Raw genomic sequence first — 26,359 nt, 5'->3', positions numbered from 1 at the left:
CGCGGAAAGCACAGACTTTATGAAACTCGTTCGTCAGGCAAAAATCAGCTATTTCGCGCCCGACTGGGCCACCGGCGACACCTTGCGGGCCGGATTCACCACCCGCAACGGCGGCGTCAGTCGGCCGCCCTACAATTCCCTCAACCTGGCTTATCATACGGATGATGCGCGGCACAACGTGGAAGGCAACCGCTCCACCCTGGCGCGGGCCTTCGGGTTGCAACCCCACCAGTTACTCACCGTGCGCCAGGTCCATGGCCTTGATATTTTGGTGGTCGATCAGCCCAACTACGACCTGTCCCATTTTCAATCGGTGGAATGCGATGCCATCATCACCAACCAACCCGGCATCATGATCGGCATTCTGGTAGCGGACTGCTACCCGGTTCTGCTGCACGATCCGGTGCAGAACGTCGCGGCGGTGATACACGTGGGCTGGCGCGGTGCGGCGGGAGGATTGTTGGGAAAAACGGTGCAGGCCATGCAGGCGACCTTCGGTTCCCGGCCCGAAGCCCTCCAGGCCGCCCTGGGGCCGGGCATCGGCCCGCAGCATTATGAGGTCGATCGACCGGTTCGGGATGCTTTCCGGCAGGGCAGCGGCTTCTGGGAACAGATCGCCAGCGAACAGAGCCTCGGCCGCTGGCGCCTGGATCTGGGTCGCAGCTGCCAGCTGCAACTGCAACAGGCCGGGGTCGAACCGCGCCGGACGGCCGTGGTCGAGGAGTGCACCTTCGAACACCGCGAACTGTTTTTCTCCTACCGGCGCGATGGCGGCGTCACCGGCCGACAGATGGGCTTCGTGATCCTCGGACCACCGTCCAAGGCGGCCTGAGCAGCGGGGTCGACATGATGGAATGGCCGGAAGTCTCGGAGCAGCAGGAACGACAGGAACGGGAGAAAGCACGGGAGTTGCGCCGCAGCCAATGGTGGAAAAACCGCATCGCCGCCGGAATCTGCCATTACTGCGGCAATCGGGTTCCGCCCCGCGAGCTGACCTTGGACCACATGGTGCCCATCGCTCGCGGCGGCCGCAGTACCCGCGGCAACTGCGTACCGGCCTGCAAGGAATGCAACAACCAGAAAAAGCACCTGCTGCCCGTGGAATGGGAGGCTTACCTGTCCCGCCTGGGCGTCAAGGAAGAAGACTAGCCCAGTCGCAAATCCGATGTTGAGGAAGAAAATATCCGTCAGAGTTCTTCGCAGCACTCCTCTTCTGCGGGGTCGACCTCGCCGTCGGCCCCGTCATCCTCTTCCAGCAATCCGGCCAGGAAACGCTGATTGTCCCGGATCTGACGCGCTATATCCCGGCGCAACTGTTCCAATTCCGGAAACTGCTCCGTCAGCCGGTCGACGGCCGCGGTCTGCTCCTCCCGGCCGGGCGCCGGAGACGACTCATCCATTTCGCACCTGCCGGGCCAGCTGGTAAACCTCCAGGTAGCGCCGGGCCGACTGGCGCCAGGAAAAGTCCTGGCTCATGGCGCGGCGCACCATCTGCCGCCAGGCCGAAGTATCGCCGAAATGGGCCAGGGCCCGATCCAGGGCCGCCAGCAGAGCCTGGCCGGTCGGCTCCCGAAAACAGAAACCATTGGCCTGCTCCCCGTTATCCAGGGGATCGTGGACCGTATCGGCCAATCCGCCGGTGCGACGCACCACCGGGATGGTACCGTAACGCAGGGCGATAAGTTGCCCCAGGCCACAGGGCTCGTAGTGGCTGGGCATCAGAAACAGATCGCTGCCGGCGTAGATATGGCGCGACAGGGCGTCGTCAAAGCCCAGACAGATAGCCACCCGGCCCGGATGGCGGCCGCGCTGGCCGGTGAAAAACTCCTCGTGGATCTTCTCGCCGCTGCCCAGCAGCACGAACTGCAGATGGCGATCCAGCAGCCCGCTCCAGGCCGCTTCCAGCAGATCCAACCCTTTCTGGGTGGCCAACCGGGTAACCATGGCCAGGATCGGCACATCGGGATCGCAGGTCAAACCCAGTCCGCGCTGCAAGGCCCGCTTGTTGCTGCCCTTCCCCGTCGGATCGGTGGCCGTGTAGTGCGCCGGCAGCACGCTGTCGTGCCCGGGGTCCCAGAGTCGGGTATCGATGCCGTTGACGATCCCCAGCAGATGCCCGGCCCGTTGCCGCAGGATCCCATCGAAACCGTGGCCGTGCGCCGGAGTCTGGATTTCCTGGCAGTAGGTTTCCGAAACGGTGCTGACCAGATCGGCAAACACGATACCGCCTTTGAGAAAGGAGATCTTCCCGTAGTACTCCATGGCATGCATGGAAAACAGGGCCGGGTCGAGACCGAGCTCCGCCAGGGCTGCGGGCGGAAACAACCCCTGGTAGCCGAGGTTGTGAATGGTCAGCAGGGTCGCCATCCCCCGATAGAAGGGATCTTCAGCCAATTCGGTGCGCAACAGCACCGGAATCAAGCCGGTCTGCCAATCGTTGAGATGCAGTACTTCGGGCTGGTAGTCTAGGACCTTCAGGGCCGCCAAGGCCGCCCGGCACAGAAATCCGAAACGCAGGGCATTGTCGGCGTAATCGCCATGTTCGTTGCCGTACAGACCATGCCGATCGAAAAATTCCGGCGCGTCGAGAAAATAGACCGGCAGGCCCTCCAATTCGCCCTGCCAAATCCGCCCGGTGTAGACGCGGCCCGCCATGGCTACGGAAACCTCCGCCGCCAGCGGCTGCAGGTGGGTGGCACGCTGTCGAACGATACGATACAACGGCATCAGAACCCGCACTTCGTGCCCCAGTTCGGCCACGGCATGGGGCAGGGAGCCCGCCACGTCGGCAAGGCCGCCGGTTTTGGCGAAGGGCACCACTTCGGATGCGACCAGCAGAATCTTCATGGATGGTTCCTCCCTCGGCTTTTGGTCGCCCGGCAATGGGTGCCAAAGGGGTTTGCAACGGCCTGCCGCTGCAGGCCGACCAGATTACTGGAGGGCCATAAATTTATCCAGCCGGTAACCGGCCTGTTCCGCCTTGGCCAGGATCGATGCCACCCGCTTGCGAATGGCCGGCAGGTCTTCGACATGGGCGGCGGAACGCTGCGTCGACGGTCGCGCAGCGTCAAATATTTCGCACCAGGCCAGCCCGGCTGCCAGCCAGGCCAACCGTTCCAGGTTGAACCATTCATGGTTCTGATAGAGGTGGATCTGCAGATAGGTTCGCAGTTCCTCGTCGGCCGTCAGGTGCAGCGCAGCCTGGCGCCAGCCCTGTCCCTCACCACCGTAGCGCAACAGCAGCTTCAGCCAGACCGCATCCTCTTCAGCCGTAGCCGGCGGCAAGCCGGGCCGAAGCCCTTCCTCCAGCAACATATCCAGAAGTCCGTCGAGGGCCCGGCTGGCCGACGGCACGTTGCCGCGCAAAGCCACCTGCCGTATCAGCAACAGGGGCCAGAGCAAAGAGGCCAGACGCGCCTCCGGCAACAGCGCATCAACCTGCGTCTCGTCCGGCTCTGCGGTTTCGGCCGCGGCCATCCATGGTTCCACCATAGACCACTGCGCCAGGATCTCAGCGGACAGACCGCGCCAGGCATTGGCCGGACCGCGGGCCTGACCCAACAATTGCGCCCAATCGGCGAGACCGGCCTCCAGCGCAACCTGCTCTTCGCCCTCTATTTCGCGCGGGGGCAGGCCGCGGCGCAGCAGGTCCCGAAACAGGACCAACAGGGGCCGCAGGCGCTGTCGCTGCACTTCCCGCTCCAGGTCGGCAACGGGCTGCCCGGCGAGATGCTGCCAGAGTTGCCGCCAGGTGCCGTCCTCATCATGCAATTCCGCGAAGTCGCGCAAGACCAGGTACTGGTAATCGCCGACCGCCAGGGTGATTCCCCCGGTGCACAATTCCTGCCCGCTGCGCAGGTACTCCAGGCCGCTGCCAAGATCACGAAAGCGGTAGAAGACGCCGTCCGCTCCGCTCAGGGCCAAGGCCTCGCCCAGGGTGCGGGCAACGGTCGGTTCCGCCGCGCCCGTCAGGACTCCGGCCTTGGGACAAGCCTGGTGAATGCGGCCGAACCCGCTGCCGGAGCGATTGCGGACGATGACCAGGGCCCGCTCGCTGCCGACCCGGTTGCTGTAGCAGAACACATCTTCATCCACCCCGCCTTCGACCACGAAATCGTACAGGGCGAAATTCTCCACGCCGCTGAACAGATAGCGCTGGTGCAGCAGGGGACATATCAAATGTTCATGGTAGGCCGCAAAACCTTCATCGAGGGCCTCCTCCCGCTGGGCGCGGGAAAATTCCATGCCGTATTTTTCCTCGAAGCCTTCGATCTGGCCGTGGCCGAACATGGGCAGACCCGGCATGGTTGCCAACAGCACCGCAGCGGCAAAATATTTGTCCCCCTTGCCGAACTGCTCGACTGCCGTCGCCTCGTCGGGATTGCTCATGAAATTGACGAAGCGCTTGAGGGTTTCCGGGCTGGCGGCCAGGGTGCTTTTCAACAGCTGGCGGTATTTTTCATTTTCTTCCCGCTTCAGCATGTTCATGAAGGCGCTGTTGTAGACCCGGTGCATGCCCAGGGTGCCGACGAAAAACCCCTCCATGAGCCAAAAGGCCTCCGCCAGCAACAGGGTATCCGGCGCTTCCGCCGCGACCCGGTCCACCACCTCGCGCCAGAACTCCCTGGGCAGCAGACGTTCGAATTCCTCCCGACTCATCCAATGCTCGGCCCGGGAAGGCACGCCGGCGCCGCCACCGGGAAGAGGGAACCAGAGCCTTTGAAAGTGCTTGCGCACCAGGGTCATGGCGGCATCGAAGCGGATGATGGGCATGCTGCGCGCAACCCGGAGAATGGTCTGGATCATGGCTTCGCGCACTTCAGGCAGCAGAAAATTGAGCTGCGCGGTGTCGTTCCAGGGCAGGTGGGTGCCGTCGTTGCCGTGGTAGATGTAGCGCTCCTGGCCGGTACGTCGATCCAGATGCTTGAAAACCACGGCGGCATCGCTGTGATCCCAATAGCCGTCCTCGAGAAACAGGCCGAGATCCGGATTCGGGGAAAGATCCGGTCCGCTGAAGCAATAGCCGGGATAAGGCGGATAGGACAATTGCACGAACCAGTCGGGATGCTCCTGCATCCAACGGGAATCGATGCCCGTATGGTTGGGCACCACGTCGCAGGCCAGGCGGATGCCCCGCTGCCGGCAGCGTTCGCACAACTGTTCCAGTTCCGCCCACCCGCCGAGATCCTCGGCCACCTGGTAATCGAACAGGGCATAGGCCGAGGCCATGGCATCGGGATTGCCGCGCAACTGTTTGACGCGTCGGGAAGCCGGGGAACGTTCCCAGATTCCGATGGGCCAGAGGGCGGTAAAACCCCGCCGGGCCAGCAGGTCGAGCTCCGCTTCGGGAATCGCCGCCAGGCTGCGAACCGGGCGCCGGTAGATGCGGGTCAACTGATCGAGCCAGACGTAAATCGATTTGGCAATGAGGACCACGTTGGGCATCCAGGCCTGATCCGCCGAAAATCGCGGCGCATCCCCGGGGCCGTATCCCAGATGGGGCGCCAGGGACGGCCCCGGTCCGAAACCGCGCGGCCGGTTCTGTTCGGCCAGCACAGCCATGCCGACGGCGATGGCATCCAGCAGTTCGGGCGGCAGCCATTGCCGCCAGTGGCGACGCACGTAGGCCAGCTGTTGCGCCAGGCTGTCGGGTGCGGCCGCCAGGGGCCGTCCGAGCAGTTCCAGCAGCGAGGCCGACGGCCAGTCCGTGCCGGTCGGGGGCAGCAGCACCCGATCCAGCTCGGTCACCAGACTTCGATAACCGACTTTTTCCTGCAGTTCGGCATCGTCGAACAAGGGCCGCAGGCGGCGGGCCGCCGGATTGCCGTTCTGCAGCAACAGCAGGGGCAATTCCAGCAAGGCCAGCCGGCGCCCGCGCGGCATGGCGAGCAGGATTTCGGGCGCCAGTCCCCGCAGGACGGCATCGGCCGGAAAAAGCCGGACGAAGGAAGACAGCACCGCGTCGAAACCGGGCAGGGTCACGGTACCACCGTCGAGAGCCAGACCGGAGGCCTCCACACGGCAGTGCCGGGCAGCCAGAAACCGGTCGGCAACCGCCCGCAGAGCCTCGTTCAGCAGGGCCAGCAGCTCCAGATCCACCGCACAGTCGGGCAGTTCGGGCCGTGCGGCCTGCAACCGCGACGCAACCTGGCGCAAACGAAAGAGCCGCGGGGCGGGTTGCGGCCCGCTGCCGGGTCCGGGCAGTTCCAGGATCTGCCGCGAGCGAGCCGAAAACTGGACCGAGAGGGTGAAATAAGGTTCCATTCCGCTTCTCGAGCTTAAATCAGGAGTCATTACGCCGGCCATGCCTGAGGTTCCGTTTCCCGTTCAGACGCCCGCCGAGATCTCCGCCTCGCGCAAAAAGCGGGCGGCGTCTTCGGGGGGCGTGGGATTGATGAAAAAGTCGCTGCTCCATTCAAATCCGGCCGGCCGGGCCAGACATGGCACCAGTTCCAGGTGCCAGTGAAAGTCCTGGGCCAGGGAGTGCCAAAGATCCGGTCGCCCCGGGCGCGGCACGGCGGTCGGGGAGGTATGCAAAACCAGGTTGAAAGGCGGATCGCGCAGCACCGACCGCTGCCGGCGCAGTACCTCCCGCAGGACCTCGCCGAGGGCCAGCAACACCGCGTCCGTGGCCTGGCAGAAGTCATGGCCGTGGCGACGCGGTGCAATCAGCACTTCGAAGGGATGGCGGCTGGCGAAAGGGGCCAGAGCGACAAAGTCGCGGTCGGCATGAATGATGCGCCGGCCATCGGCGAGTTCCTGCTCCAGCAAATCACAGAGCAGACAGCGCTCTTTGCGATGAAAAAACTCCCGGCAGGCATGCAGGGTCTGGCGCATGCGAGGGGGAATGACGGGCAGGGCCAGCAGTTGGGAATGAGCATGGGGGATGGTCGCGCCGGCTTCCAGCCCGTGATTCTTGAAGGGCATGATGTAGCGAAACCGTCCGTCCCGGCGCAGATCCATGATCCGCGCCCGAAAGGCCCGAAACACATCGGCCAGTTCCATGGCTCGAAAATCCGCCGGGTGGCGCTGATGATCCGGGGTTTCGATGATCACCTCGTGGGCGCCGATGCCGTTGAGCACATCATAAAGACCCACACCGCGCGGCGCCAACTCGCCCTCGATGCGCAGCAACGGATATTTGTTGGGAATGACCCGGACCCGCCAGCCCGGCTGGTTGGGCGGACTGCCATCCGGACGAAGGGCATACACCTCGGCCGGGGTGCGGCCTTCCTGGCCATAGCAGAAAGGACACAACGTTGTCGTAACGGTGCGCCACTCAGTAAAAAAATCACGGGGTTTGCGGCTCTGCTCATCGGCCATTATCACCCAGTGCAGTTTCAAAGGATCCCAGCGCAACTGCGACATTCCCCTTTACTCCTTTTCGCGACGGAGGCAACGCATCGGCGTCAAACCGGCCATTGCAGATCTTCCAGCCCGGCGCCCAGATAATTCAGCAATATTGCTCCATCCACCGGCCAGCTGGCCAGTTGGCGACCTTCATCCAGCAGCCGCCAGGACAGTTCCAACTGCGCGCCTGGCTGCAGCCCGAGCAATTGCAGGGGCACGGCCAATTCGGCTATCGCGGCAACCGCCCCCAACCCGCCATCGGCCCGGAACCCGTCGGAGGGCCGCTGGAGGATCAACGGTTGACCGCCTATCGGCAGGGTTGCCAGCCACTCCTCGCCGGCGTCCAGGCGTACTTCCAACTGACCGGAGGTTCCGGCGAGCTTGACCAGGCAACGGCGAAAATCGAACCGCAGATAAAAATAGTACTCATCGTAGCCGAACCAAAGTCCGGTCATCTCGCAACTGGCATCATGCATGGCGCTGCCGCCGGCCAATTCCACGGATCCGGCCAGCAGCCATTCAAAATAGTCCGTGATACGCCCATCGATCTCCGGGGAAATCAGGGCGGCCGGCTCCACCACGCGGCTGCGGCGCTGCGGTGCCTTGATCGGCACCAGCAGTTCGGCCGGCACCGGCTGCCCGCTGGCCTGGTAAACCGCCTGGAGATGATGCCGGAACAGGCGGTCAAAGGTGTCCGCCTGTTCCGTTCGGTGGTGCTCGCCGAACCACCAGAACCAGTCGCTGCCTTCAGCATGCAGCAAGTGTTCCAGAGCCGCCGACGGATTGCCATCCAGGCCGCCGGCTTCGAGGGCCGCCTGCCGGGCGGCGGCCAGCAGTTCCCAGGCCCGATTTTCTTCGTCGTGGCCGATCCAGATATCGAAATCGCCGTTAATCCAGGAGCCGGGGCTCAATCGCGACAGCGGCTCCAACGGCAGGTCGGCAAGTCCCTCACTGACCGTCACCATGGCCAACTCGGGCGCATCCAACAGACCCTGATACAAGGCTTTCAGAAACGGATAGCCGTTGTCTTCGTAGCGCTCCCAGCAGTTTTCCCCATCCAGGATCAGGGTCACCATCCCGCCCGGAGCCTGGCGAGCAATAGCCTGCAGGCGATCCAGGAGATCGGCGGCGGCTTCGGCGGCCGGCCACCGGGCATAGGCAAAACCGATGCGGTCCGACAGAGCCCGGTCCCGAAACAACAGCGGCAGACCGGCGTATTCATAGGGGCGGTAGAGACGGCGACGATCCTGCAGACCATCGGTCAGGCTGCGGGCCAGGATTTCCTCATCGGAGGCGGCCCACAGGGCACCCTCTTCGGCCATCAGGCGAACCGCGACTTCACTGACGGCGCCTTCCGCCGGCCAGACCCCACGCCGGCCGACGCCGAGATGCTGTTCGGCGCAGCGTGCGGAAAAACGCAGATGGGTGCGGGCATCCTCGGGATGCACAAAGGGGATTTGCGGAAGCTGGACGCCGCTGCGCGCCCGGGCGGCGACGGCCGTGTCGCACAGCAGCGGCAGGATGGGGTGCGCGTAAGGGGTAATGGACAGTTCCACCTTGCCGCTGGCTTCTGCCGCCCGATAGGCAGCCAGGACCTCGGCCACCAGCCGATCGTAAAGCTTCAGCAAGGCGCCCTTGTCCGGTTCGGTGAAGCCCCTGCCCTTGGCCACCAGGCGTTCGATGAGCCGATGCTCCCGGCGGGCGTGATGCCCCGCCCAGGACAGCAGAAACCAAACCTGCAGGTCGCGCAGGTCCTGAATGCCGAAACCTTCGGCCGCCCGACGGCCGCCGGCTTCCTTGAGGGCGGCCAGTTCGCGAAAACGGGCATAGGGCTGAATGTGGCGCTCGCCATGCACCGAAAAAAAAGAGTCGACGAGAAAGGTCCGTTCCTGGACATCCATGTCCTTCGGATCCCGGCGCGCCGTGTCCAGCCAGCGATCGGACAACTCGCCCCGGCCATAGGCAGCGAGCTGGTCCAGCAGAATCGGCACCAGGTTGAAAGTCAGGCGGACGCCGGGAATTTCCCGGGCCGTGGCCAGCATCTCTCCGTAATCCTTGACGGCATGCAGGTAAACCCAGGGCAGCAGGGCTTGCCCGGTCGCGGGATCCCGGTAGTCGGGCTGGTGCATGTGCCAAATTATGGCTACCTTAAGAGGCTGCATCGTTCTGCTCTCGTCGCCCATCAAGCCTGCAACAACTCCTTTTTCCAGCCATCCACCCGCTCGCGATATTCTTCGAGCAGGCGGTCGGCCCGCGCGGCATCCGTACAGTCGGCTACGATATGCACCACGGGGCGGAATTGATCGGGCAGCAGCAGTACCCAGTCTTCATCGAAATGAACCTTCACCCCATCGATGAAGGAGGCTTCGAGGTCGACGGAATGTTCGCTCATCTTACGCATCAGGCCGCCCTTCAGGTCCCAGGGGCAGGGCAACTGCTGCTGGCGATAGGCCCGCGCCGGCAGATTGCGACGCAGGCCGGACAGGGTCTGGCCGCTGCCGGCCAGCATTTCCAGAATTTTCGCCGCCGTAAACAATCCATCGAAATGGGCCTGGAAAGCGGGAAAGGCAAACCGACCGTCCAAGGTGGCCGCCAACAGCACCTGCCGCTCCGCGGCGACTTCGAGCAAGGCTCGCGGATCGTTCTTGGTGACCCTGACGGTAACGCCCCACTCACGGGCCACCCTTTCCACTACCCGCGGCGCCGCCACCGGCAGGACCAGGCTGCCGCCGCCGGCAGTCCGGCAGGCCAGCGCCGCCACCACGGCAAGGGCTTCGACCCGGGACAGCACCACGCCGGTTTCGTCGACGATACGCAGTTCTTCACCCGAGGGGCCCAGCCAGAAGCCCGCCGTCATCTCCAGGGTCGGGACAATCCGGGCCAATTGCTCCATGGCCCGGGCCGCCCGTTCGGGAGACTGACCGATGGTGCCGGTATCGACGTTGGAATTGAGCTCGATGGCCTCGCAGCCCAGGCTGTTGAGCAAACCCGGCAGCAACTCGCCGGCCGGGGAATGATTCAGGTCCACCACCACTTTGGGTGCCTGACGACGCAACCGGTCGACATCCAGGGCCCGCAGGAAACCCTCCCGGTAAAAATCCGCCAGTTGCGGCAATTCACGGATTTCGCCCGGCTCGGCGTAATGGACTCGCCGAAAATTTTCCTTGAAAAACAACCGTTCGATTCCCTTGGCCATGGACGATGACAATTCCAGACCGTCGGCATCGTAGAAAATGATTTCCGTCGCCACCGGGTCGTCCTCGGCCTGGCGGAAATGCACCCCGCCAACCTCGCCGAAGGTACTCAGCTTGTAGCGCATCATGGGCAGTGCGGACTGCTTCAGATCGCGCACGTTGATGCCGGCCGACAGCAGTCCCCCGATAAAGGAGCGCTTCAGCATCCGCGAAGACCGAACGCCGTCGCGCGCCGACAGAATAAAGGAGCCGCGCGGCAGCGTCGAGCCGTAGGCCGCGCCGAGCTTGGCGCAGAATTCCGGAGACAGCTCGACATTGGTCAGGCCTCGCACCGTCGCCCCTTCAAAAAGGGTCTTGCGCCATTTGTCGCCCCAGATGAGATTGGCGGAGACAATAGAGCCGTTTTCGATGGATTTGCCCGGCCAGATCTTGACATGTTGGCGCAGCAGCGCCTCGTCGCCGATGTTCGTTTCATCGCCGATGACGGTGCCTTCTTCCGCCGTGACTCCCCGTCCCAGCCGCACCCGGCTGCCCACCACGGCCCCGGTAAGTCGACAGCCGGGCTTGACATAGACGTTATCCCACAGGACGCAGTCCACCAACTCCGCGTCATCCTCGATAACACAGTTACGGCCGATGATGCAGTTCTTAAGCCGGGCGCCGCCGACCACCTGGGTGTTGTCCCCCACCACCACCATGCCTTCCATGCGCGCCAGCTGCTCCGCCGCAACCAGGGTGTCGGCGCCAAGAAAAACGCGGGCACCGCCGCGCCCGGCAACCGGCTCCCCCAGTTCGACGGCTACCCGACCGGCAAAGATGTCCCGGCAGGTTTCGAGATAGGCCTCCGTGTTGCCGATATCCGCCCAATAGCCGCTTTGCCGGCAACCGTAGAGGGCGGCGCCTTCGGCCAGCAGGCCGGGAAAGATGTCCTTCGACCAGTCACGGTTGGTATCCTCTGGAATTCTATCCAGCACCTCGGGTTCGAGCACATAAATGCCGGTATTGATGGTATCGGAAAACACCTCGCCCCAACCCGGTTTTTCCAGGAACTTGGTGATGCGTCCTTCGCGATCGGTGATGACCACGCCGAATTGCAGGGGATCCGTCACCGTGGTCAGGGTAATGGTCGCCAGAGCGTTTTGCTGTTCATGGAACCGCACCACGGCGGAGAGATCGAAATCGGTCAGCAGGTCGCCGCTGATGACCAGGAAGCGCTCCTGCAGATATTCCGCCGCCGCCTTGACGGCCCCGGCCGTACCGAAATCCTCCAACGGGGTGACATAGGTGATACGCACGCCGAATTCACTGCCGTCACCGAAATAGTTCTTGATAATCTCCGGCTGGTGATACAGCAACAGCACCAGTTCGGAGATGCCGTGGCGCTTCAAAAGACCGGTGATGTGGGCCATGATGGGCCGATTGAGCAGCGGCACCATGGGCTTGGGCAGATTGATGGTCAACGGTTGCATGCGGGTGCCGAACCCGCCGGCCATGATGACAGCCTTCATTGGGCCCCCTCGGCGGTTTTACCCGTCTGCGCTTTCTTGGCCAGCACCCGTGCCACCTCCTGTTTTAATTCCGTCAGATCGGAGCTTTTGACTACATAGCCATCGGCCAGCCAAGAGGAAAAATCCTCCTTGTAGCAACTGAAGGCCGTACATAAAATAACCGGCAGATCCTTCTGCCGGCCGATGATGTTCTGCAGGATTTCGAGGCCGTTCTCGCCGCCGATCTGCACGTCCAGCAAAACCAGATCGAACTGTTCCTCCTGCAGCCGGGCGGCCACCTCGCTGCCGGAGCCGGCGGTACGGACTTCATAACCGGCCTCTTCCAGCTCACAGGAATACAGATAGCGGATATCCTGCTCATCATCGACAATCAGCAATTTCGCCATGGGACATCTCCCTCGAAAAGTGCGCAAAAAAGGACTGCCCGCACCAGCGGCCAGGCCTGCTCCCCATCCAATTCGAATTATATGTAGGCAGATTCCTTTCAGTCCAGCCGACGTGCAGTGTGGAAAACCAGCCCCGGGCGGTGTCGCCGTCACGCCCCAGGAGGGCAAGGTTGTCTGATGCGGAAATGCCTGCAGATTATAGCAGGCCCCAAGGTGATTTCAATGCCGGACCGCGGCGACCAGGACCGGCTGCTTGTCACCGCCGGTGGAACGTGGCATAGTCGGTCCATGAGTGAAAAACCTTACCATTCCTTTTCCGCACATCTCAAACAACGCTTCGGCGGACGGGTACACAAGATTTCCGTGGATGCGGGCTTTTCCTGCCCCAATCGCGGCGGCACCCGCCACGAAGCGGGCTGCCTGTTCTGCGATCCGGACGGCTCCGGAGCGGTCGGCATCGAACGCCACCTGTCGATTGCGGAGCAGCTTGAGGCCGGCAAGGAGATCATGACCCGCAAATATAAGGCCAAGCACTTTCTGGCCTATTTTCAACCCTTTTCCAACACTTGGGGAGCACCGGAACTGCTGCGCGCCCGGTACGACGAAGCCCTCGACGTCACCGGGATGGTCGGCCTGGCGGTCGGCACGCGCCCCGACTGCCTGCCGCCGCCGGTCCTCGACCTGCTGGCCGAGTATCACCGGCGCACCTATTTCTGGCTGGAATTGGGCCTGCAGAGCTGCCACGATCGCACTCTGGCCCGCCTGCGGCGCGGGCACGACTACGCCGCCTTCCTGGCAGCCTACCAGGCGGCCAAGGAGCGCGGCCTGCGGGTCTGCGTGCACCTGATTCTCGGCCTCCCCGGGGAGAGCCATGCCGACATGCTGGACACGGTTGCGGAAATGGCCCGCCTGCAGGTGGACGGTGTCAAACTGCACCTGCTGCACATATTGGAAGGAACGGCTTTAGGCGATCTGTATCGCCGGGGGGAGGTCCCCGTTCTGCAGCGAGACGCATACATCCAACTGGTGGCGGATGTCTTGGAACGCCTGCCGGCGACCACCCTGATCCACCGGCTCACCGGCGACGGGCCACGCCAACGGCTGCTGGCACCCCTCTGGTCCCTGGATAAATGGGAGGTGCTCAACGCCATCGAAAACGAAATGGCGCTCCGCAACAGCCATCAGGGCTGCCGTTTTTAATGAGGATAAAAAATTTTTAAAGATTACAAAGCAGACACGTACCCGGCACTCGCCAAGGCTCTGCCGGCGGGTAAGACTGGGAGAAGGGAACAAGCAGGGCGAAGACGCCCTAGCGGTCCACAAACTCGGCCTTGGGCGCCACGACGGTCTGATCCCCACCACTCCAGGAGACCAGCAACAGTGAAGCCCAAAGAATACTGAAAAGGATAACGGCGGTTTTAAACATCCGCGGAACATAACCGAACCCGTCACAGAAATCAAGAGGGAAAATTGGTCAAAATTCTGGCTGGAAGCCGTCCGGCGCCCCCTTGTCCCGGTCAATGCACTGTGCTATGTTCCCCCCTCGGCCCTATCTCCGTTGCCCATTGACCCAACCAGCCATTATCTCGGCACCATGGACCTTGCCTCGCTCAACCCCCAACAGATCGAAGCGGTGCGACACACGGACGGACCGCTGCTGCTGCTGGCCGGCGCCGGCTCGGGCAAGACCCGCGTCATCACCACCCGCATCGTCTTTCTGCTGGAGACCTGCCAAGTCGCCCCGGAGCAGATTCTAGCGGTGACCTTCACCAACAAGGCCGCCCGCGAAATGCGCCAGCGCGTGGAGGACATGGCCGGCCGACGCCGAACCAAAGGCCTGACCATCGCCACCTTCCACGCCCTGTGCGTCCGCATGCTCAAGGAAGATATCGAACGGCTCGGCTACAAGAAAAACTTCTCCATTTACGGCAGCGCCGATCAACTGCGCCTGATGCGCGATCTGATCCAGGAACTGGGCGGCGAGCAGCGGCTCGATGCGGAGCGCATGTTGTGGCTCATCTCCGACGCCAAAAACCGGCTGCTTGCCGCCGATCAGATCACCCCCGGCCAGGGGGATCCGGCGGTGGCGGCCCTGGCCGGTATTTATGCCCGCTACCAGCGGGCCCTCAAGGCCTTCAACGCCCTTGATTTCGACGATCTCATCCTGCTGGGCGTGCGCCTGCTGCGAGAGCATCCCGCAGTGCTGGAAAAATACCGGCAGCGCTTCCGTTACCTGATGGTGGATGAATACCAGGACACCAACACCGCCCAATACACCCTGCTGCGCCTGCTCGCCGACGGCCACCGCAACCTCTGCGTGGTCGGCGACGACGACCAGTCCATCTACGGCTGGCGCGGCGCCGATCTCGGCAATATCCTTAATTTCGAAAAGGATTTCCCCGGTACCCGGGTGATCCGACTGGAACAAAACTACCGCTCCAGCGGCAACATCCTGACGGCGGCCAACGCCGTCATCCGCCATAACCGCAAGCGCAAGGCCAAGGCCCTGTGGACCGCCGACGGTCCCGGAGTTGCCATCGACTACATCCTCTGCGCCGACGATGAAGACGAGGCCCGTACCGTGGTGGACCGGATCCTGACCGATTGCTTCCGCGACGGCCTCGGCTATCGGGATTTCGCCATCCTGTTTCGCACCAATGCCCAGTCGCGACCCTTCGAGGAACAGCTGCGCTATCAGAACATCCCCTACGTGCTCATCGGCGGTCAGCAGTTTTTCGACCGCAAGGAGGTCAAGGACATCCTTGCCTACCTGCGGGTGCTGCTCAACCCGAGCGACGAGGTCAACCTGTTGCGCATCCTCAACGTGCCCCGCCGGGGCATCGGCGACACCACCGCCGATCGCCTGATCCGTCATTCGGCGGAACTCCGGCTGCCCCTCTGGGAGGTCCTGAAAAATCCCGCCGAGGTGCCGGAACTGGGGGACAAGGCCCAGGCGGCCATCACCGGGTTCGTGCAGTTGCTGGACTCCTTCCGCCACCGCTTCCGGGTCGGCAGCCTGAGCGCCACCGGGCGGGAACTCATCGAAGAGCTGAAATACGAGGATGAATTGCTGCGCACCGCCCAGGATCCGGACCGGGCGCGACGACGCCTGTCCTACGTCGCCGAAGTCGTCAACGCCATGGCTTCCTATGAAGACCGCGAGGCCCAGGCCAGCCTGGAAGGTTTCCTTGACAAGGTTTCCCTGCTCGATCAGGACGAGCCGCCGCGTCAGGACAAGGAAAGCAAGCTGCAGCGGGATGCGGTGGTGCTCATGAGCCTGCACTCCAGCAAGGGCCTGGAATTCAAGCAGGTGTTTCTGGTCGGCATGGAAGAGGATCTGTTGCCCCACAAAAAGACCTTGAGCGAAGGCTTCGATCTCGAGGAGGAGCGGCGCCTGTGCTACGTCGGCATCACCCGGGCGCAACGCAAACTCACCCTGCTGGGAGCGGCCCGCCGCCGCAAATACGGGGTCATGCAGCCTCGCACGGGCAGTCGCTTCCTGGAGGAGATTCCCGCCGAGGTGTTAAAGCGCCATGACAGCGACGCCCTGCCGGCGGCCGACGACCAGGCTCAGGATCGCATGGCGGAAGACTTTTTTGCCAAAATGCGCGCCAAGCTGGCAACCTGACCCTCCTTTTCCGATTCCTGCGATGTGGTATAATAGTTGACAAACAAGGTCATCATTTGCCAACCGCAGGAGATACCCATGAAAGACATTCTGACCACCCTACGCGAGGACGGAAATTTCGAAACCCTGCTGCACTGCCTGAACCAGGCCGGCCTGCTGGAGAAACTGGCGGGGTCGGAATCCCTGACCCTGTTCGCCCCCGACGACCAGGCCTGCACCAAGATTAACGTCGAAGAAATCCTGGCCGACCGGGACAAACTCTCCGGAATCCTTACCTACCATGTGGTGACGGGCAACCTGGCCTGGGCCGATGTGGATAAAACGGAAAATATCGACACCCTCAACGGCAAACACCTGACCGTCCACATGGAAAACGGCGTCAACCGCATTGACAATGCCGGCGTCACCCGCAAGGATATCCAATGCAGCAACGGCATCATTCACGTCATCGACAACGTCTTCCTGCCGCAGTTCTCCGGCTGGTATTGTGCCTGCTGCTGAGGCTAAAACGGCGGACCGCTTAGGCGGTCCGCCGTCCCGGTTTTTGAGCTGATGGTGATCGTCCGACAACAAATCACCCTAAACCCTTTTCTTCACCGCCTCATAATCCAGGCCGACCACCTTCAGGATGGCGGTCAGGATAAAATTGAAGGGCTTGTTGAAGTGCGGCAGGAAGTAGACATCCGTAAAGGCGATGTCCAAAAGGCCCATGCTTTTCAAGTCGAACTGGTTGGGCCGGGCCAAGGGTTCAATAACCCCGCCCTGGACTAAATATTCGCCTTGCAGACCGAAGGGTGATATCATGCCCCGAGAATATACTTGTATTTACCTCCATCATTCCTGATAACGCCATGCGAATTTTGGTCATTGAGGATCAGGAAGAAATCCTCCAAAATATTGCAGATTATCTTCAACTGCAAGGCTTTACGGTGGACTGCGCCCAAAATGGGCTAGGCGGCCTGCATTTAGCGGTCACTCTCGAATTCGACCTGATCATCCTTGACATCATGCTTCCAGGTATGGACGGTTTGACTCTCTGCCGAAAACTGCGCCAGGAAGCAGGAATTCACACCCCGGTAATCTTTCTGACGGCGCGTGACAGTCTTGAAGACAAATTGGCCGGCTTCAAGGCCGGATCGGACGACTATCTGGTCAAGCCATTTTCGTTACCCGAACTTCACGCCCGGGTGGAAGCAGTGCTGCGTCGCAGCCAGCCTTTCCAGGGCAACCGACTGCAGGTCGCCGATTTGCTTTACGACCTCGATACCCTGCAGGTCACCCGGCAGGGAAGGAACCTGAAACTAAGTCCCATCGGACTGAAACTGCTCGAGAGGCTGATGAAAAGCAGCCCTCATGTTGTTCGGCGCGAGGTTCTCCAAGGCATCCTTTGGGGCGACGATGTCCCGGACAGCGACAGCCTGCGCAGTCATATCCACCTGTTGCGCCACACCATCGACAAGCATTTCGACACGCCGCTGCTCCACACGGTTCATGGCATCGGCTACTGCCTCAAAGCCTTCAAAGAAGACGCCGATGAAGTTTAATCTTCGGCTTTCGCAACGCATCATCCTGTCTTTTGTCCTGCTCACCGGCATCGTGAGCGGCCTCTTCGCTGTCGGCCTCATAACCACCATTGACTTTGTCGAAGAAAACCTCGTCACGAACGAATTACAGAAGGATTTCTCACGGCTCCTTGAGGATTACAGGAAGGGTCGGGAACTGCGCCTGGATGAGGGAGAAGCCTTTTTCCCTGCCGGCCCAGACCTGCCGGAATATCTGTGTGCCATCCCGGAGGGTTACACAGAAATTGTTCTGAAGGAAAGCGACAGCGCCTATCACGTCTTTCACCAAGTGGAGGGAACTACATCCTATTTTTTGGTCAAGGACCAGACGGACTTCGAAAAGGCGGAAATTCTTCTGAAAAGAGTAGTTGGCGGGGGGTTCGTTCTATCTGTAGTCGCCTCGCTGGTGATCGGCGTGGTCATGGTCAGGCAGGTTATCGCTCCGATGCGAAAATTGACGGAACAAGTGGCCCTTCGGGAAGATCTGCAGTCCGTGCCGCCTTCTCTGGCTTCGGAGTATGCCGATGACGAGGTGGGCGCCCTGGCCAAAGCTTTCGATGCAACCTTCATCGGACTGCACCAGGCCCTGGTCCGGGAAGCGCTGTTTACCAGCGATGTCAGTCATGAATTGCGCACGCCCCTCATGGTCATTCAAAGCACCTGCGAGGTCCTGGCTGCCGGAAAGGAACTGGACGATCACTCCCGGCAGAAAATCGAAGCTATTCGGCGCGCAGTGAAGGATATAAAGTCGCTCATCGAGGCGTTTTTGGCCCTCGCCCGAGGCAAGGACAATCAAACGGAAACGGCCACCCTGAAGGCCGTCGTTCAAGAAGAATTTCCAAACTGGGAACGGATGGCGATGCGCAAGGGCAATCGCCTGCTGCTTCTTGAGGAGACAGGAAGTCCGGCGCAAAGGGAACCCTTGTATCCTGCCGTATTGCTGCGCACGGTCATGGACAACCTGGTTCGCAACGCCGTCTATCACACGGCCGGAGGTGACATCTTCCTGGCCTTGAAAACCGGGGGCTTTGAGGTCCGGGACACCGGGTCGGGAATTGCGGCAGATGAAATGCAAAAGGTCTTTCAACCCTATTACCGCGGCCCGGATTCCCCACGCGAAGGTCTGGGCCTGGGGTTATCCTTGGTGCAGCGCATCTGCGAACGGGAACATTGGACGGTTGCTCTTGAGCAAAATCAGCCGCGAGGGTGTTGTTTCAGGGTCAATCTCGCATAAACTGCAACTTTTGACGTTTTTTTGATCTTTTCTTCACTTTTCCGCGACGCCGGAATTTCTAAGATGCCTGCATTTCCAGCATAGGGAGTCGCAGGCATGCATCCTTTCCTCGCAGGCAAATTTCAGCGTCCATCGCTCAGCACGAGCACGGTATCGTTCACCGCCGCCCTGTTCATTGCCCTGGCGGACAATCGTCTTTTCTGGAACCTGTTCATCTCCCGGCTCGGCCTGGATTCCTTCGAAAACTGGACTTTCTTGCTCGCCGTGGCCACGGTTTTCATTCTGCTGCTGAACGTTCTCATCTCCTTGTTCGCTTTCCGTCCGGTCTTCAAGCCATTCCTGATCACCCTGTTGGTGCTCACGGCCGCCATCAGCTATTTCGCCGCGACTTACGGCGTGGTCATCGACAAATCGATGATTCACAATGTCCTAGAAACCGACCCCAACGAAGCCTCCGAGCTTCTGACCTGGCCGCTGTTCAGGCACATGCTGTGGTTCGGCGTCCTACCGGCCGCCCTGGTCGGCCTGACGAGAATACGGATCCGCTCCGGAAAAAGGGAATTTCTGATCCGAAGCGGTGTTGTTCTCGGCAGCCTGGTCATTCTATTGGGCGTCGGCATGGCGCAATACAAGAAGTTCGTCCTTTTCGGCCGGGAAAACCTAGACCTCAGGGTGTACCTGAACCCCTCCTATCCCATTTATTCCCTGCAAAAGGTCCTTTGCGAGAAAAATTTTGTCTTAGCCCAAGAACCGCTGCACGCTGTTGCGCCCGATGCGGTCAAAAGCCAAGAGGGCCCCAGAACGGTTGTGGTTCTGGCGCTGGGAGAAACCGCCCGGGCTCGGCAATTCGCCTTCAACGGATATGAGCGCAATACCAACCCGCAACTCGCTAACCGTGGCATCATCAATTTTTCCCAGGTACAGGCGTGCGGCACCTCCACCGCCGAATCTCTTCCCTGCATCTTTTCAGCCCTTGAGCGGAAAAACTTCAGCAGGGAAAAGGCGGCCCGGCAGGAAAACCTCCTCGATATCCTCCAACGGGTTGGAGTCAAGGTCTTATGGCGGGACAACAACTCGGGAAGTAAAGGCATCGCCGACCGCATCGCCTACGAGGATCTGTCCCGGCAGACCGACGCCGAGTTCTGCAGCAGCGACAACTGTTTCGACGAAATCCTGCTGCAGGACCTTGACCGGCGACTGACGGAAACCACGGGGGACATGCTCATCGTATTGCACATGAAAGGAAGTCACGGCCCCTCTTATTACAAGCGGACCCCGGCTGCCTTCAAGATCTTTTCCCCCGAGTGCACCCAAGACAACATTCAGGATTGTCCGCAGCAGACGATCGTCAACGCCTACGACAACACGATCGTCTACACCGACCAGGTTCTGGCGAAACTCATTGACCTGCTGCGATCGCAGAATTTCGCCACCGCGATGCTCTACGTATCCGACCATGGCGAATCACTGGGAGAAAACGGGTTGTACCTGCACGGCCTCCCTTACGCACTGGCCCCCGACGAGCAGAAACAGGTGCCGATGATCTTCTGGGCCTCCGACAGTTTTGTGGCCCAAAAATCCCTCAATATTGCGGAGCTCAATGCCCATCGCGCTGCGTTCTACAGCCATGACACCATATTCCACAGCATTTTCGGGCTGTTCGACATCGATAGCAAAATTTATCGCCAGGATCTGGATATTTTTTCTGCCTGCCGCACCCCTGGCTAAGCTTTTTCCTCTGCGAACCCGTCCTTGACAAACTGGCTTGAATAGGTTCGTCTCTCCTCATTGACCTTATTGATCGACGGACACGGTATTTCCCCTCTGTTGATTCCTCAGGATACCTCAATGCATTCCTGGACGGGGGTTAACCGCGAGGTCATCCATGGCAACCCTTTCCCACCTGGTACAAGGCATTGAGCAGCGCAACGTCTAAAATCACACTTGGCCAAATCCCTGCCGGCGTGTGGGTGCTCGGCTTCGTCAGTGCCCTGATGGACATCTCATCGGAGATGATCCACAGTCTACTCCCCCTCTTTCTGGTTACCACCCTGGGGGCGAGTGCCCTCACCGTCGGCCTAATTGAGGGGATGGCCGAGGCCACGGCCTTGATCGTCAGAGTATTTTCCGGGGCTTTCAGCGATTACATCGGCCGGCGCAAAACGTTGGCAGTGTTCGGCTATGCCCTGGGGGCGCTGACGAAACCGCTTTTCGCCCTGGCTAACTCCACCGGGGTCGTACTGACGGCCCGATTGTTCGATCGGATCGGCAAAGGGATACGCGGGGCACCGCGAGACGCCTTGGTTGCGGATATCGCCCCGCAGCATCTTCGTGGTGCCGCCTTCGGCCTGCGCCAATCCCTCGATACCGTGGGCGCCTTTCTCGGGCCACTGGTGGCGGTCGGCCTGATGCTGTTGTGGTCCGACAATTTTCGGGCCGTCTTCTGGGTGTCCGTGCTCCCCGGGCTGGCCGCCGTCGGCCTGCTGCTGGTCGGCGTACGCGAACCGCAACGGCAAGAGGCTGGCCGGCGCATCAATCCGATCCGCCGGGAAAACCTGAAGCGGCTCGGCGCCTCATATTGGTGGGTGGTCGGCATCGGTGCGGTATTTACCCTGGCCCGATTCAGTGAGGCCTTTCTGGTCCTGCGCGCCCGTCAAGCGGGAATTCCCCTGGCCCTGGTGCCGCTCGTCATGGTGGCGATGAACCTGGTCTACGCTGCGACGGCCTACCCCTTCGGGCGGCTATCCGACCGAATGAGCCATACCTGCCTCCTGCGGCTCGGGCTCGTTATCCTGATCGGCGCGGATCTGGTCCTGGCCGTCAACAATCACTGGGGCGTGATACTGGTCGGCGTCGTCCTCTGGGGCGTTCACATGGGAATCACCCAGGGCCTGCTGGCAAGAATGATTGCCGATAACGCACCAGCGGATTTGCGGGGCACCGCCTACGGGTTTTTCAATCTGCTCAGCGGGATCGCCATGCTGCTTGCCAGCGTCATAGCCGGCCTGCTCTGGGATCGGCTCGGTGCTTCCTTCACCTTTTACGCCGGAGCGGGGTTCTGTCTGCTGGCGCTGCTGGGATTGGCCATGGTCCGTCGTTCGGCCGGTTAACTGTTCCGGATCTGCGAAAGAAAACCTTGGACTATCGCCCTTGACGAGAACCAGCCGCGAGCCTGTAATCCGGGTGGCCTGGAATGAATTGAAAACTTCGACATTTTTCGATCATAATAAGATTGGCAATGGCTGCTTCCATTCATCCCCGATGCTGCTGCCTTGCCGCTGATTCACGACCAACAGGTAGGCACCCGGCATGTGCTGCTCATCGCCAACGGTCAGGAGGCTCTTCGGTTGGCAGCTACGGGAATTTGAGCTATCACCTTTTTCCTGGTCATTGAAAAAAGCCCGCTCGGTTTGCCAAGCGGGCTTTGATTGTTCAAGCAAGGGTATTTTGGGGGAAAATTTTCATGCCGTGCCAACGTTGCCCCGCACCCGCGACTTTAATCCGGGGCGCACTGACGCAGTTCTCCGGCTGGTATTGTGCCTGCTGCTGAGGCTAAAACGGCGGACCGCTTAGGCGGTCCGCCGTCCCGGTTTTTGAGCTGATGGTGATCGTCCGACAACAAATCACCCTAAACCCTTTTCTTCACCGCCTCATAATCCAGGCCGACCACCTTCAGGATGGCGGTCAGGATAAAATTGAAGGGCTTGTTGAAGTGCGGCAGGAAGTAGACATCCGTAAAGGCGATGTCCAAAAGGCCCATGCTTTTCTGAATAGCCAGCGCCAGAAAGTAAATGACCTCCGTGTGATTCACCTCGCCACGGGAGCCGATTTGGGCGCCTACCAGCCGCAGGGTGGATTTTTCATAGACCAGCTTGATCCAGGTTACGCCATAATCCTGCATGAATTCCGGCCGGTCGGCATCTTCGATAAAACTGGAGCCCACATCCATTCCCATGGCTTTCGCCACCGTTTCGCACAAACCCGTACTGGCCAGGTTGTTACCAAAAACACAGAGCGCATTGGTTCCGGCAACGCTTTCAATCTGCACGCCCGCAACGCCGTTGACGGCACAGGCCGCGGCCAGGCCGGATTTTACCGCATTGGTTGCCAGGGCAACCTGCATGGGCTGCCGCAGGGCCGCATGGTACATGGCCGCCGCGTCGCCGATGGCATAGATATCAGGCAGGCTGGTTTCCATGCGGCCATTGACTTTGATGGCCCCGTTGGACACTTTTTCAGCATCGGGGAGCAGTTCCGTATTGGGTTTGAAGCCGATGGCTTTGACCACCAGGTCGGCCGGATACTCCCCTTTGTCGGTGACAACGGCCGCAACCCGGCCCCCTTCGCCCCGAAAATCAACCACCCGTTCACCCAAGGCCAAGGTCACACCCGACGCCCGGATATCTTCCTCCAGGCGGTCCGTAAACTCCGGGTCATAATAGCGGGCGGTGACCCGGTTTTCAAAGTCGATGAGAGTGACCTTTTTGCCTTTCTGGCGGTAAGCTTCAGCCAGTTCGATTCCGATATACCCGGCACCGATAACCGCGACACTGCGAATTTCCGGTTCATCGGCCTTTTTAACCAACTCCGCCGCGTGCTGATAGAGCTTGCACAACATCACATTTTCCAGATGGGCATTTTTTTCCGGGATACCGGGGATATCCATGGGCCACGAACCGGCGGCGTAGATCAGCTTGTCATAGGAGTCCTGCTTGGCCGCTCCGGTCTTCAAATCCACAACCGTGACCGTTTTGTTTCGATAATCGATGGATGTGACATCATGCTCCATATGTACTTCGGCACCCATGTCTTCCAGTCGGATCTGATCGCAGTAAAACAGATCCTGCATATTTTTTACCATTCCTCCGACAGCCAGAGCGATACCGCACCCCAGAAAGGAAATATTGGTATTCCGGTCATAGGCGGTAACCTTCAGTTCCGGATTTTGCGTAAGCAGGGTCCGGATGGCCGACGTCCCGGCATGATTGATGCCAACGACAATAACTTTCATATAATTCCTCCCAGTAATAGCTGAAAAGAGTGAACTGCCCTTAGGTCCGTCTCACGCCTCGGCAGAGACGAATCATTCATGAAAATTGCACCGCCGCAGGGTTTCGCAATCCACGGTCCAGGGAAAATCGCGATGCCGAAACGCAGGTAGCGATGGAAAGACTGCAAACGGAAAAGGAACGCGTTTTTTCGTGGACGTCCGGAACGTATTGCAGAGGGTTCGGCAGATGGGTTCGGGCTGTCCTTGACATGCAGCTCAGTGTAGCAGCAGGTATCAACAATTCAACAAGTCAAGTACCTTATATTGCTTGTCGGGAGGGCCAAGCCAAAAGCGGCGGTTTCGGATGCAAGCACGGCGATGGCAACAACGCTCGCAAGCGGGTGCGGGAACAGGTGGTGGTTCGGGACCGATATCGGGCAAAAGGCGGGGAAAGCAGCTTGCTGTCATTCTGCCCGAAGCGCTGCCGCCGGCCATGTTCGCAGCCTTCCAGCAGATCAAGGGCAGCCATTCATCGCTTACAGGAGCCCTGCCTGCCGGAAAAAACGCTCGACTATCGCGCCGGCGTCCTTGCCCATGACATGGTCGCCCGATGCGGCACAGGCGAAGGCATAGGTCTTGCCTTTGCTCTCGACGTAACCAACGAACCAGCCCAGAACGAAGGTACCGTATTCATCCGTACCCGACCCGGTTTTGCCATAGAGACGCCCGTTATCGGTCGCCTTGATGAACATGAGATTTTTCAGCACGGCAAGCGATTGCCTGGAAAATGCCACGTCACCTTTGATGATCCTCTGAACCATTCTGGCTTGTTCCGTCGGCGAGATCAGGATGGTTCGCCTTCCCTTCGACGGAAGCCAGAAGACATCAATCCCCGCCGAGATGTCTTGATTACCGTAGCCAATCCTGGCAATCCAGTTCCGCATTTGCTCTGCCCCGATCTGGCGCGCCAGGTTCTGGAACGCAGGGACACAGGAAACCTGAAACGCATCCCGAAGGGAAAGATCCCGATTCCATGCGGGGATCGACCTCTCAACGCTGTCCCACTGGTAGAACCGCTCGTCCGGAGCACCGATGATGCCAGTTTCAAGCCCTATGAGCGCGTTGACTATCTTGAAAGTGGAGCACGGCGGAAGAGGTGTGTCGGCAACCTCGGGCCGGTACGTCTTAGTATGGCCGGACGAACAGTCAATCACCACCAAGGCGCCGTCGAGCCCGCCAAAGATTTCTTCATGCAGGGATTCCGAGAACTGAGCGGTGCGACACGAGGCCAACAACGCCGGCACCAGCATCACGCACAGAAAGATTATGCTCAAAGATTGTTTCATCTCTCGCTTGCCGAACTGGGGGGCTTAAGCGGGCGCGTCAACGATCCGCTGGAATGGATATGCGCGACTCATTTCCACTTGTGACCGCACTCTTGGCAGCTATTCCTCTTCAAAAAGAAGAATAGGGGCAATGAAAGCAAAAGGCTAATCGCGGCAAATTTTCGCGTGTAGTTTTTGGTGATGATTTTTGATGAACCACAAACGGGGCAAGTTGCCTCGGAGGTCAATGTCTCCTCGTCCAATTCTTCAGAGCAACCCATCTCGAAAGTTTTAAGAATTTCGTTTGCCCGCGGCACATCATCCTCATGAACCTTCAGTTTAATGCCGCCGACAGCTGTCGAGTACAACCAATTAACACCAACCATATACTGATTTTCAAGGAAACTTTGGACGCCGTTTGCCTCAAGCTTGGACTGAGCTAAACCCGCCTGAGGAAGGTCGCGATATTCAGCTATAACAACCAATTTTCCATCCATGTCCGCACACGCATAAAGATTAAGTGTTAGCCGGTTCATCTGGTGGCTCTTCGGGCATCTGTGCGCCGTGCCATACTGCCACAATCCAGACGGTATTATCTTTGACCCGGTAGAAAAACCGATAGGGTGTAACGATGACCTCGCGAAAGTGAATGTCTGGAAACTCCGGAAGGGTCCGCCCAGATTCGGGATGGTCCTGCAGGCGCAAGAGAACCTTCTCAGCCTTTTGCCGAAAAGAAATCGCCGCGGACGGTTTGTCGCGGCGGATATAGGCTAATGCTCTCAGAAACTGATCGCGGGCTGATGGGGTAAAAAGGATCTTCATTGTTGTTCCGCGAGCAAAGCATCGGCTTCGGCCATTACTTCTTCTAAGCTGAAGCCAACCCCTGCCTCGATGTCCTTCTCGCCGCGAGCAAGCAAGCGCAGAATTTCGAGTTCATGCTGCGTATTCTCATACTCTTTCATGCTGACCATAACGGCAGCGGCTCTTCCGCGCTGCGTGATGAACAGGGGTTCGCGGGAAGCGGATATACGCTTGATGACACCGCTGGCGTCCTGGCGGAGATCTGAGATAGGGATAATTTTCGGTGTTTTTGGCATTGGACGTACCTCCTATTATACGTCTAAGAGTATCACTTGGAGACAGGTGACGCAACGATGCTTTTTTCGCCTAACGACTAAAAAC

General features: G+C 60.2%; 22 protein-coding genes. 9 read left to right on the top strand and 13 right to left on the bottom strand.

What is annotated here, in order from left to right:
• Positions 1–19: 19 nt before the first annotated feature.
• Both pgeF and JQN68_RS04830 read left to right on the top strand, forming a co-directional pair.
• Complete coding sequence (gene pgeF / locus JQN68_RS04835; protein ID WP_225073153.1) at positions 20–832, top strand: peptidoglycan editing factor PgeF; 813 nt, start codon at positions 20–22, stop codon at positions 830–832.
• Positions 833–849: 17 nt separating this feature from the next.
• On the top strand, positions 850–1,149 hold the full coding sequence (locus tag JQN68_RS04830) for an HNH endonuclease (RefSeq protein WP_225073173.1): 300 nt from the start codon (positions 850–852) through the stop codon (positions 1,147–1,149).
• Between the two features lie 38 nt (positions 1,150–1,187).
• On the opposite strand, the gene JQN68_RS04825 is transcribed toward JQN68_RS04830, so the two are convergent.
• From JQN68_RS04825 to JQN68_RS04795, 7 genes are all read right to left on the bottom strand, one after another.
• Positions 1,188–1,400, bottom strand: coding sequence for a hypothetical protein (locus tag JQN68_RS04825; RefSeq protein WP_225073152.1), 213 nt, complete (start codon positions 1,398–1,400; stop codon positions 1,188–1,190).
• Positions 1,393–2,847, bottom strand: coding sequence for a glycogen synthase GlgA (gene glgA, locus JQN68_RS04820; protein WP_225073151.1), 1,455 nt, complete (start codon positions 2,845–2,847; stop codon positions 1,393–1,395). The genes JQN68_RS04825 and glgA overlap by 8 nt, the downstream gene beginning before the upstream one ends.
• A gap of 84 nt (positions 2,848–2,931) precedes the next feature.
• Positions 2,932–6,264, bottom strand: coding sequence for an alpha-amylase family glycosyl hydrolase (locus tag JQN68_RS04815; protein WP_225073150.1), 3,333 nt, complete (start codon positions 6,262–6,264; stop codon positions 2,932–2,934).
• A gap of 63 nt (positions 6,265–6,327) precedes the next feature.
• Complete coding sequence (locus tag JQN68_RS04810) at positions 6,328–7,368, bottom strand: galactose-1-phosphate uridylyltransferase (RefSeq protein WP_225073149.1); 1,041 nt, start codon at positions 7,366–7,368, stop codon at positions 6,328–6,330.
• Positions 7,369–7,409: 41 nt separating this feature from the next.
• Positions 7,410–9,512, bottom strand: coding sequence for a glycoside hydrolase family 57 protein (locus tag JQN68_RS04805; protein ID WP_225073148.1), 2,103 nt, complete (start codon positions 9,510–9,512; stop codon positions 7,410–7,412).
• 20 nt (positions 9,513–9,532) lie between these two features.
• Entirely contained in the window at positions 9,533–12,052 is a 2,520-nt protein-coding gene (locus JQN68_RS04800; protein ID WP_249621036.1) for a mannose-1-phosphate guanyltransferase, read from the bottom strand.
• Positions 12,049–12,438: a response regulator gene (locus JQN68_RS04795; RefSeq protein ID WP_225073146.1), complete on the bottom strand. Its 390-nt coding sequence runs from the start codon at positions 12,436–12,438 to the stop codon at positions 12,049–12,051. The genes JQN68_RS04800 and JQN68_RS04795 overlap by 4 nt, the downstream gene beginning before the upstream one ends.
• Before the next feature lie 288 nt (positions 12,439–12,726).
• Between JQN68_RS04795 and mnmL the strand changes: the two genes are divergently transcribed.
• The 3 genes from mnmL (at position 12,727) to JQN68_RS04780 (ending at position 16,567) form a co-directional block, all read left to right on the top strand.
• The gene (gene mnmL / locus JQN68_RS04790; protein ID WP_225073145.1) at positions 12,727–13,638 is read left to right on the top strand and encodes a tRNA modification radical SAM protein MnmL/YtqA; all 912 of its coding nucleotides are present in this window, start codon (positions 12,727–12,729) and stop codon (positions 13,636–13,638) included.
• Between the two features lie 394 nt (positions 13,639–14,032).
• Positions 14,033–16,066, top strand: coding sequence for an ATP-dependent helicase (locus JQN68_RS04785; RefSeq protein WP_225073670.1), 2,034 nt, complete (start codon positions 14,033–14,035; stop codon positions 16,064–16,066).
• A 78-nt stretch (positions 16,067–16,144) separates the two neighbouring features.
• The gene (locus JQN68_RS04780; RefSeq protein ID WP_225073669.1) at positions 16,145–16,567 is read left to right on the top strand and encodes a fasciclin domain-containing protein; all 423 of its coding nucleotides are present in this window, start codon (positions 16,145–16,147) and stop codon (positions 16,565–16,567) included.
• A gap of 78 nt (positions 16,568–16,645) precedes the next feature.
• On the opposite strand, the gene JQN68_RS04775 is transcribed toward JQN68_RS04780, so the two are convergent.
• Entirely contained in the window at positions 16,646–16,870 is a 225-nt protein-coding gene (locus tag JQN68_RS04775) for a hypothetical protein (RefSeq protein ID WP_225073668.1), read from the bottom strand.
• A 47-nt stretch (positions 16,871–16,917) separates the two neighbouring features.
• On the opposite strand from JQN68_RS04775, the gene JQN68_RS04770 reads away from it, so the two are divergent.
• The 4 genes from JQN68_RS04770 (at position 16,918) to JQN68_RS04755 (ending at position 21,972) form a co-directional block, all read left to right on the top strand.
• Positions 16,918–17,610: a response regulator transcription factor gene (locus JQN68_RS04770; protein ID WP_225073667.1), complete on the top strand. Its 693-nt coding sequence runs from the start codon at positions 16,918–16,920 to the stop codon at positions 17,608–17,610.
• The gene (locus JQN68_RS14700; protein WP_349632299.1) at positions 17,558–18,862 is read left to right on the top strand and encodes a sensor histidine kinase; all 1,305 of its coding nucleotides are present in this window, start codon (positions 17,558–17,560) and stop codon (positions 18,860–18,862) included. Before JQN68_RS04770 ends, JQN68_RS14700 begins: the two co-directional genes overlap by 53 nt.
• 96 nt (positions 18,863–18,958) lie before the next feature.
• Positions 18,959–20,590 (top strand): phosphoethanolamine transferase, encoded by a 1,632-nt coding sequence (locus tag JQN68_RS04760; RefSeq protein WP_225073665.1) that lies wholly within the window; start codon positions 18,959–18,961, stop codon positions 20,588–20,590.
• Positions 20,591–20,832: 242 nt separating this feature from the next.
• Positions 20,833–21,972: an MFS transporter gene (locus JQN68_RS04755; RefSeq protein ID WP_225073664.1), complete on the top strand. Its 1,140-nt coding sequence runs from the start codon at positions 20,833–20,835 to the stop codon at positions 21,970–21,972.
• Positions 21,973–22,490: 518 nt separating this feature from the next.
• On the opposite strand, the gene JQN68_RS04750 is transcribed toward JQN68_RS04755, so the two are convergent.
• From JQN68_RS04750 to JQN68_RS04730, 5 genes are all read right to left on the bottom strand, one after another.
• Positions 22,491–23,873 (bottom strand): FAD-dependent oxidoreductase, encoded by a 1,383-nt coding sequence (locus JQN68_RS04750; protein WP_225073663.1) that lies wholly within the window; start codon positions 23,871–23,873, stop codon positions 22,491–22,493.
• A gap of 515 nt (positions 23,874–24,388) precedes the next feature.
• Positions 24,389–25,198 (bottom strand): penicillin-binding transpeptidase domain-containing protein, encoded by an 810-nt coding sequence (locus JQN68_RS04745; RefSeq protein WP_225073662.1) that lies wholly within the window; start codon positions 25,196–25,198, stop codon positions 24,389–24,391.
• A 68-nt stretch (positions 25,199–25,266) separates the two neighbouring features.
• A complete protein-coding gene (locus JQN68_RS04740) occupies positions 25,267–25,713 on the bottom strand; it encodes a putative signal transducing protein (RefSeq protein WP_225073798.1) in 447 nt (148 codons plus the stop codon).
• Complete coding sequence (locus JQN68_RS04735; RefSeq protein WP_225073797.1) at positions 25,694–25,999, bottom strand: type II toxin-antitoxin system RelE/ParE family toxin; 306 nt, start codon at positions 25,997–25,999, stop codon at positions 25,694–25,696. The genes JQN68_RS04740 and JQN68_RS04735 overlap by 20 nt, the downstream gene beginning before the upstream one ends.
• A complete protein-coding gene (locus JQN68_RS04730) occupies positions 25,996–26,274 on the bottom strand; it encodes a type II toxin-antitoxin system Phd/YefM family antitoxin (protein WP_225073796.1) in 279 nt (92 codons plus the stop codon). Before JQN68_RS04730 ends, JQN68_RS04735 begins: the two co-directional genes overlap by 4 nt.
• Positions 26,275–26,359 lie beyond the last annotated feature (85 nt).

The organism is Desulfuromonas sp. CSMB_57 (genome assembly GCF_020194955.2).
GTDB lineage: Bacteria > Desulfobacterota > Desulfuromonadia > Desulfuromonadales > Syntrophotaleaceae > JAFCIY02.
This window is presented reverse-complemented; position numbering and strand designations above follow the sequence as displayed.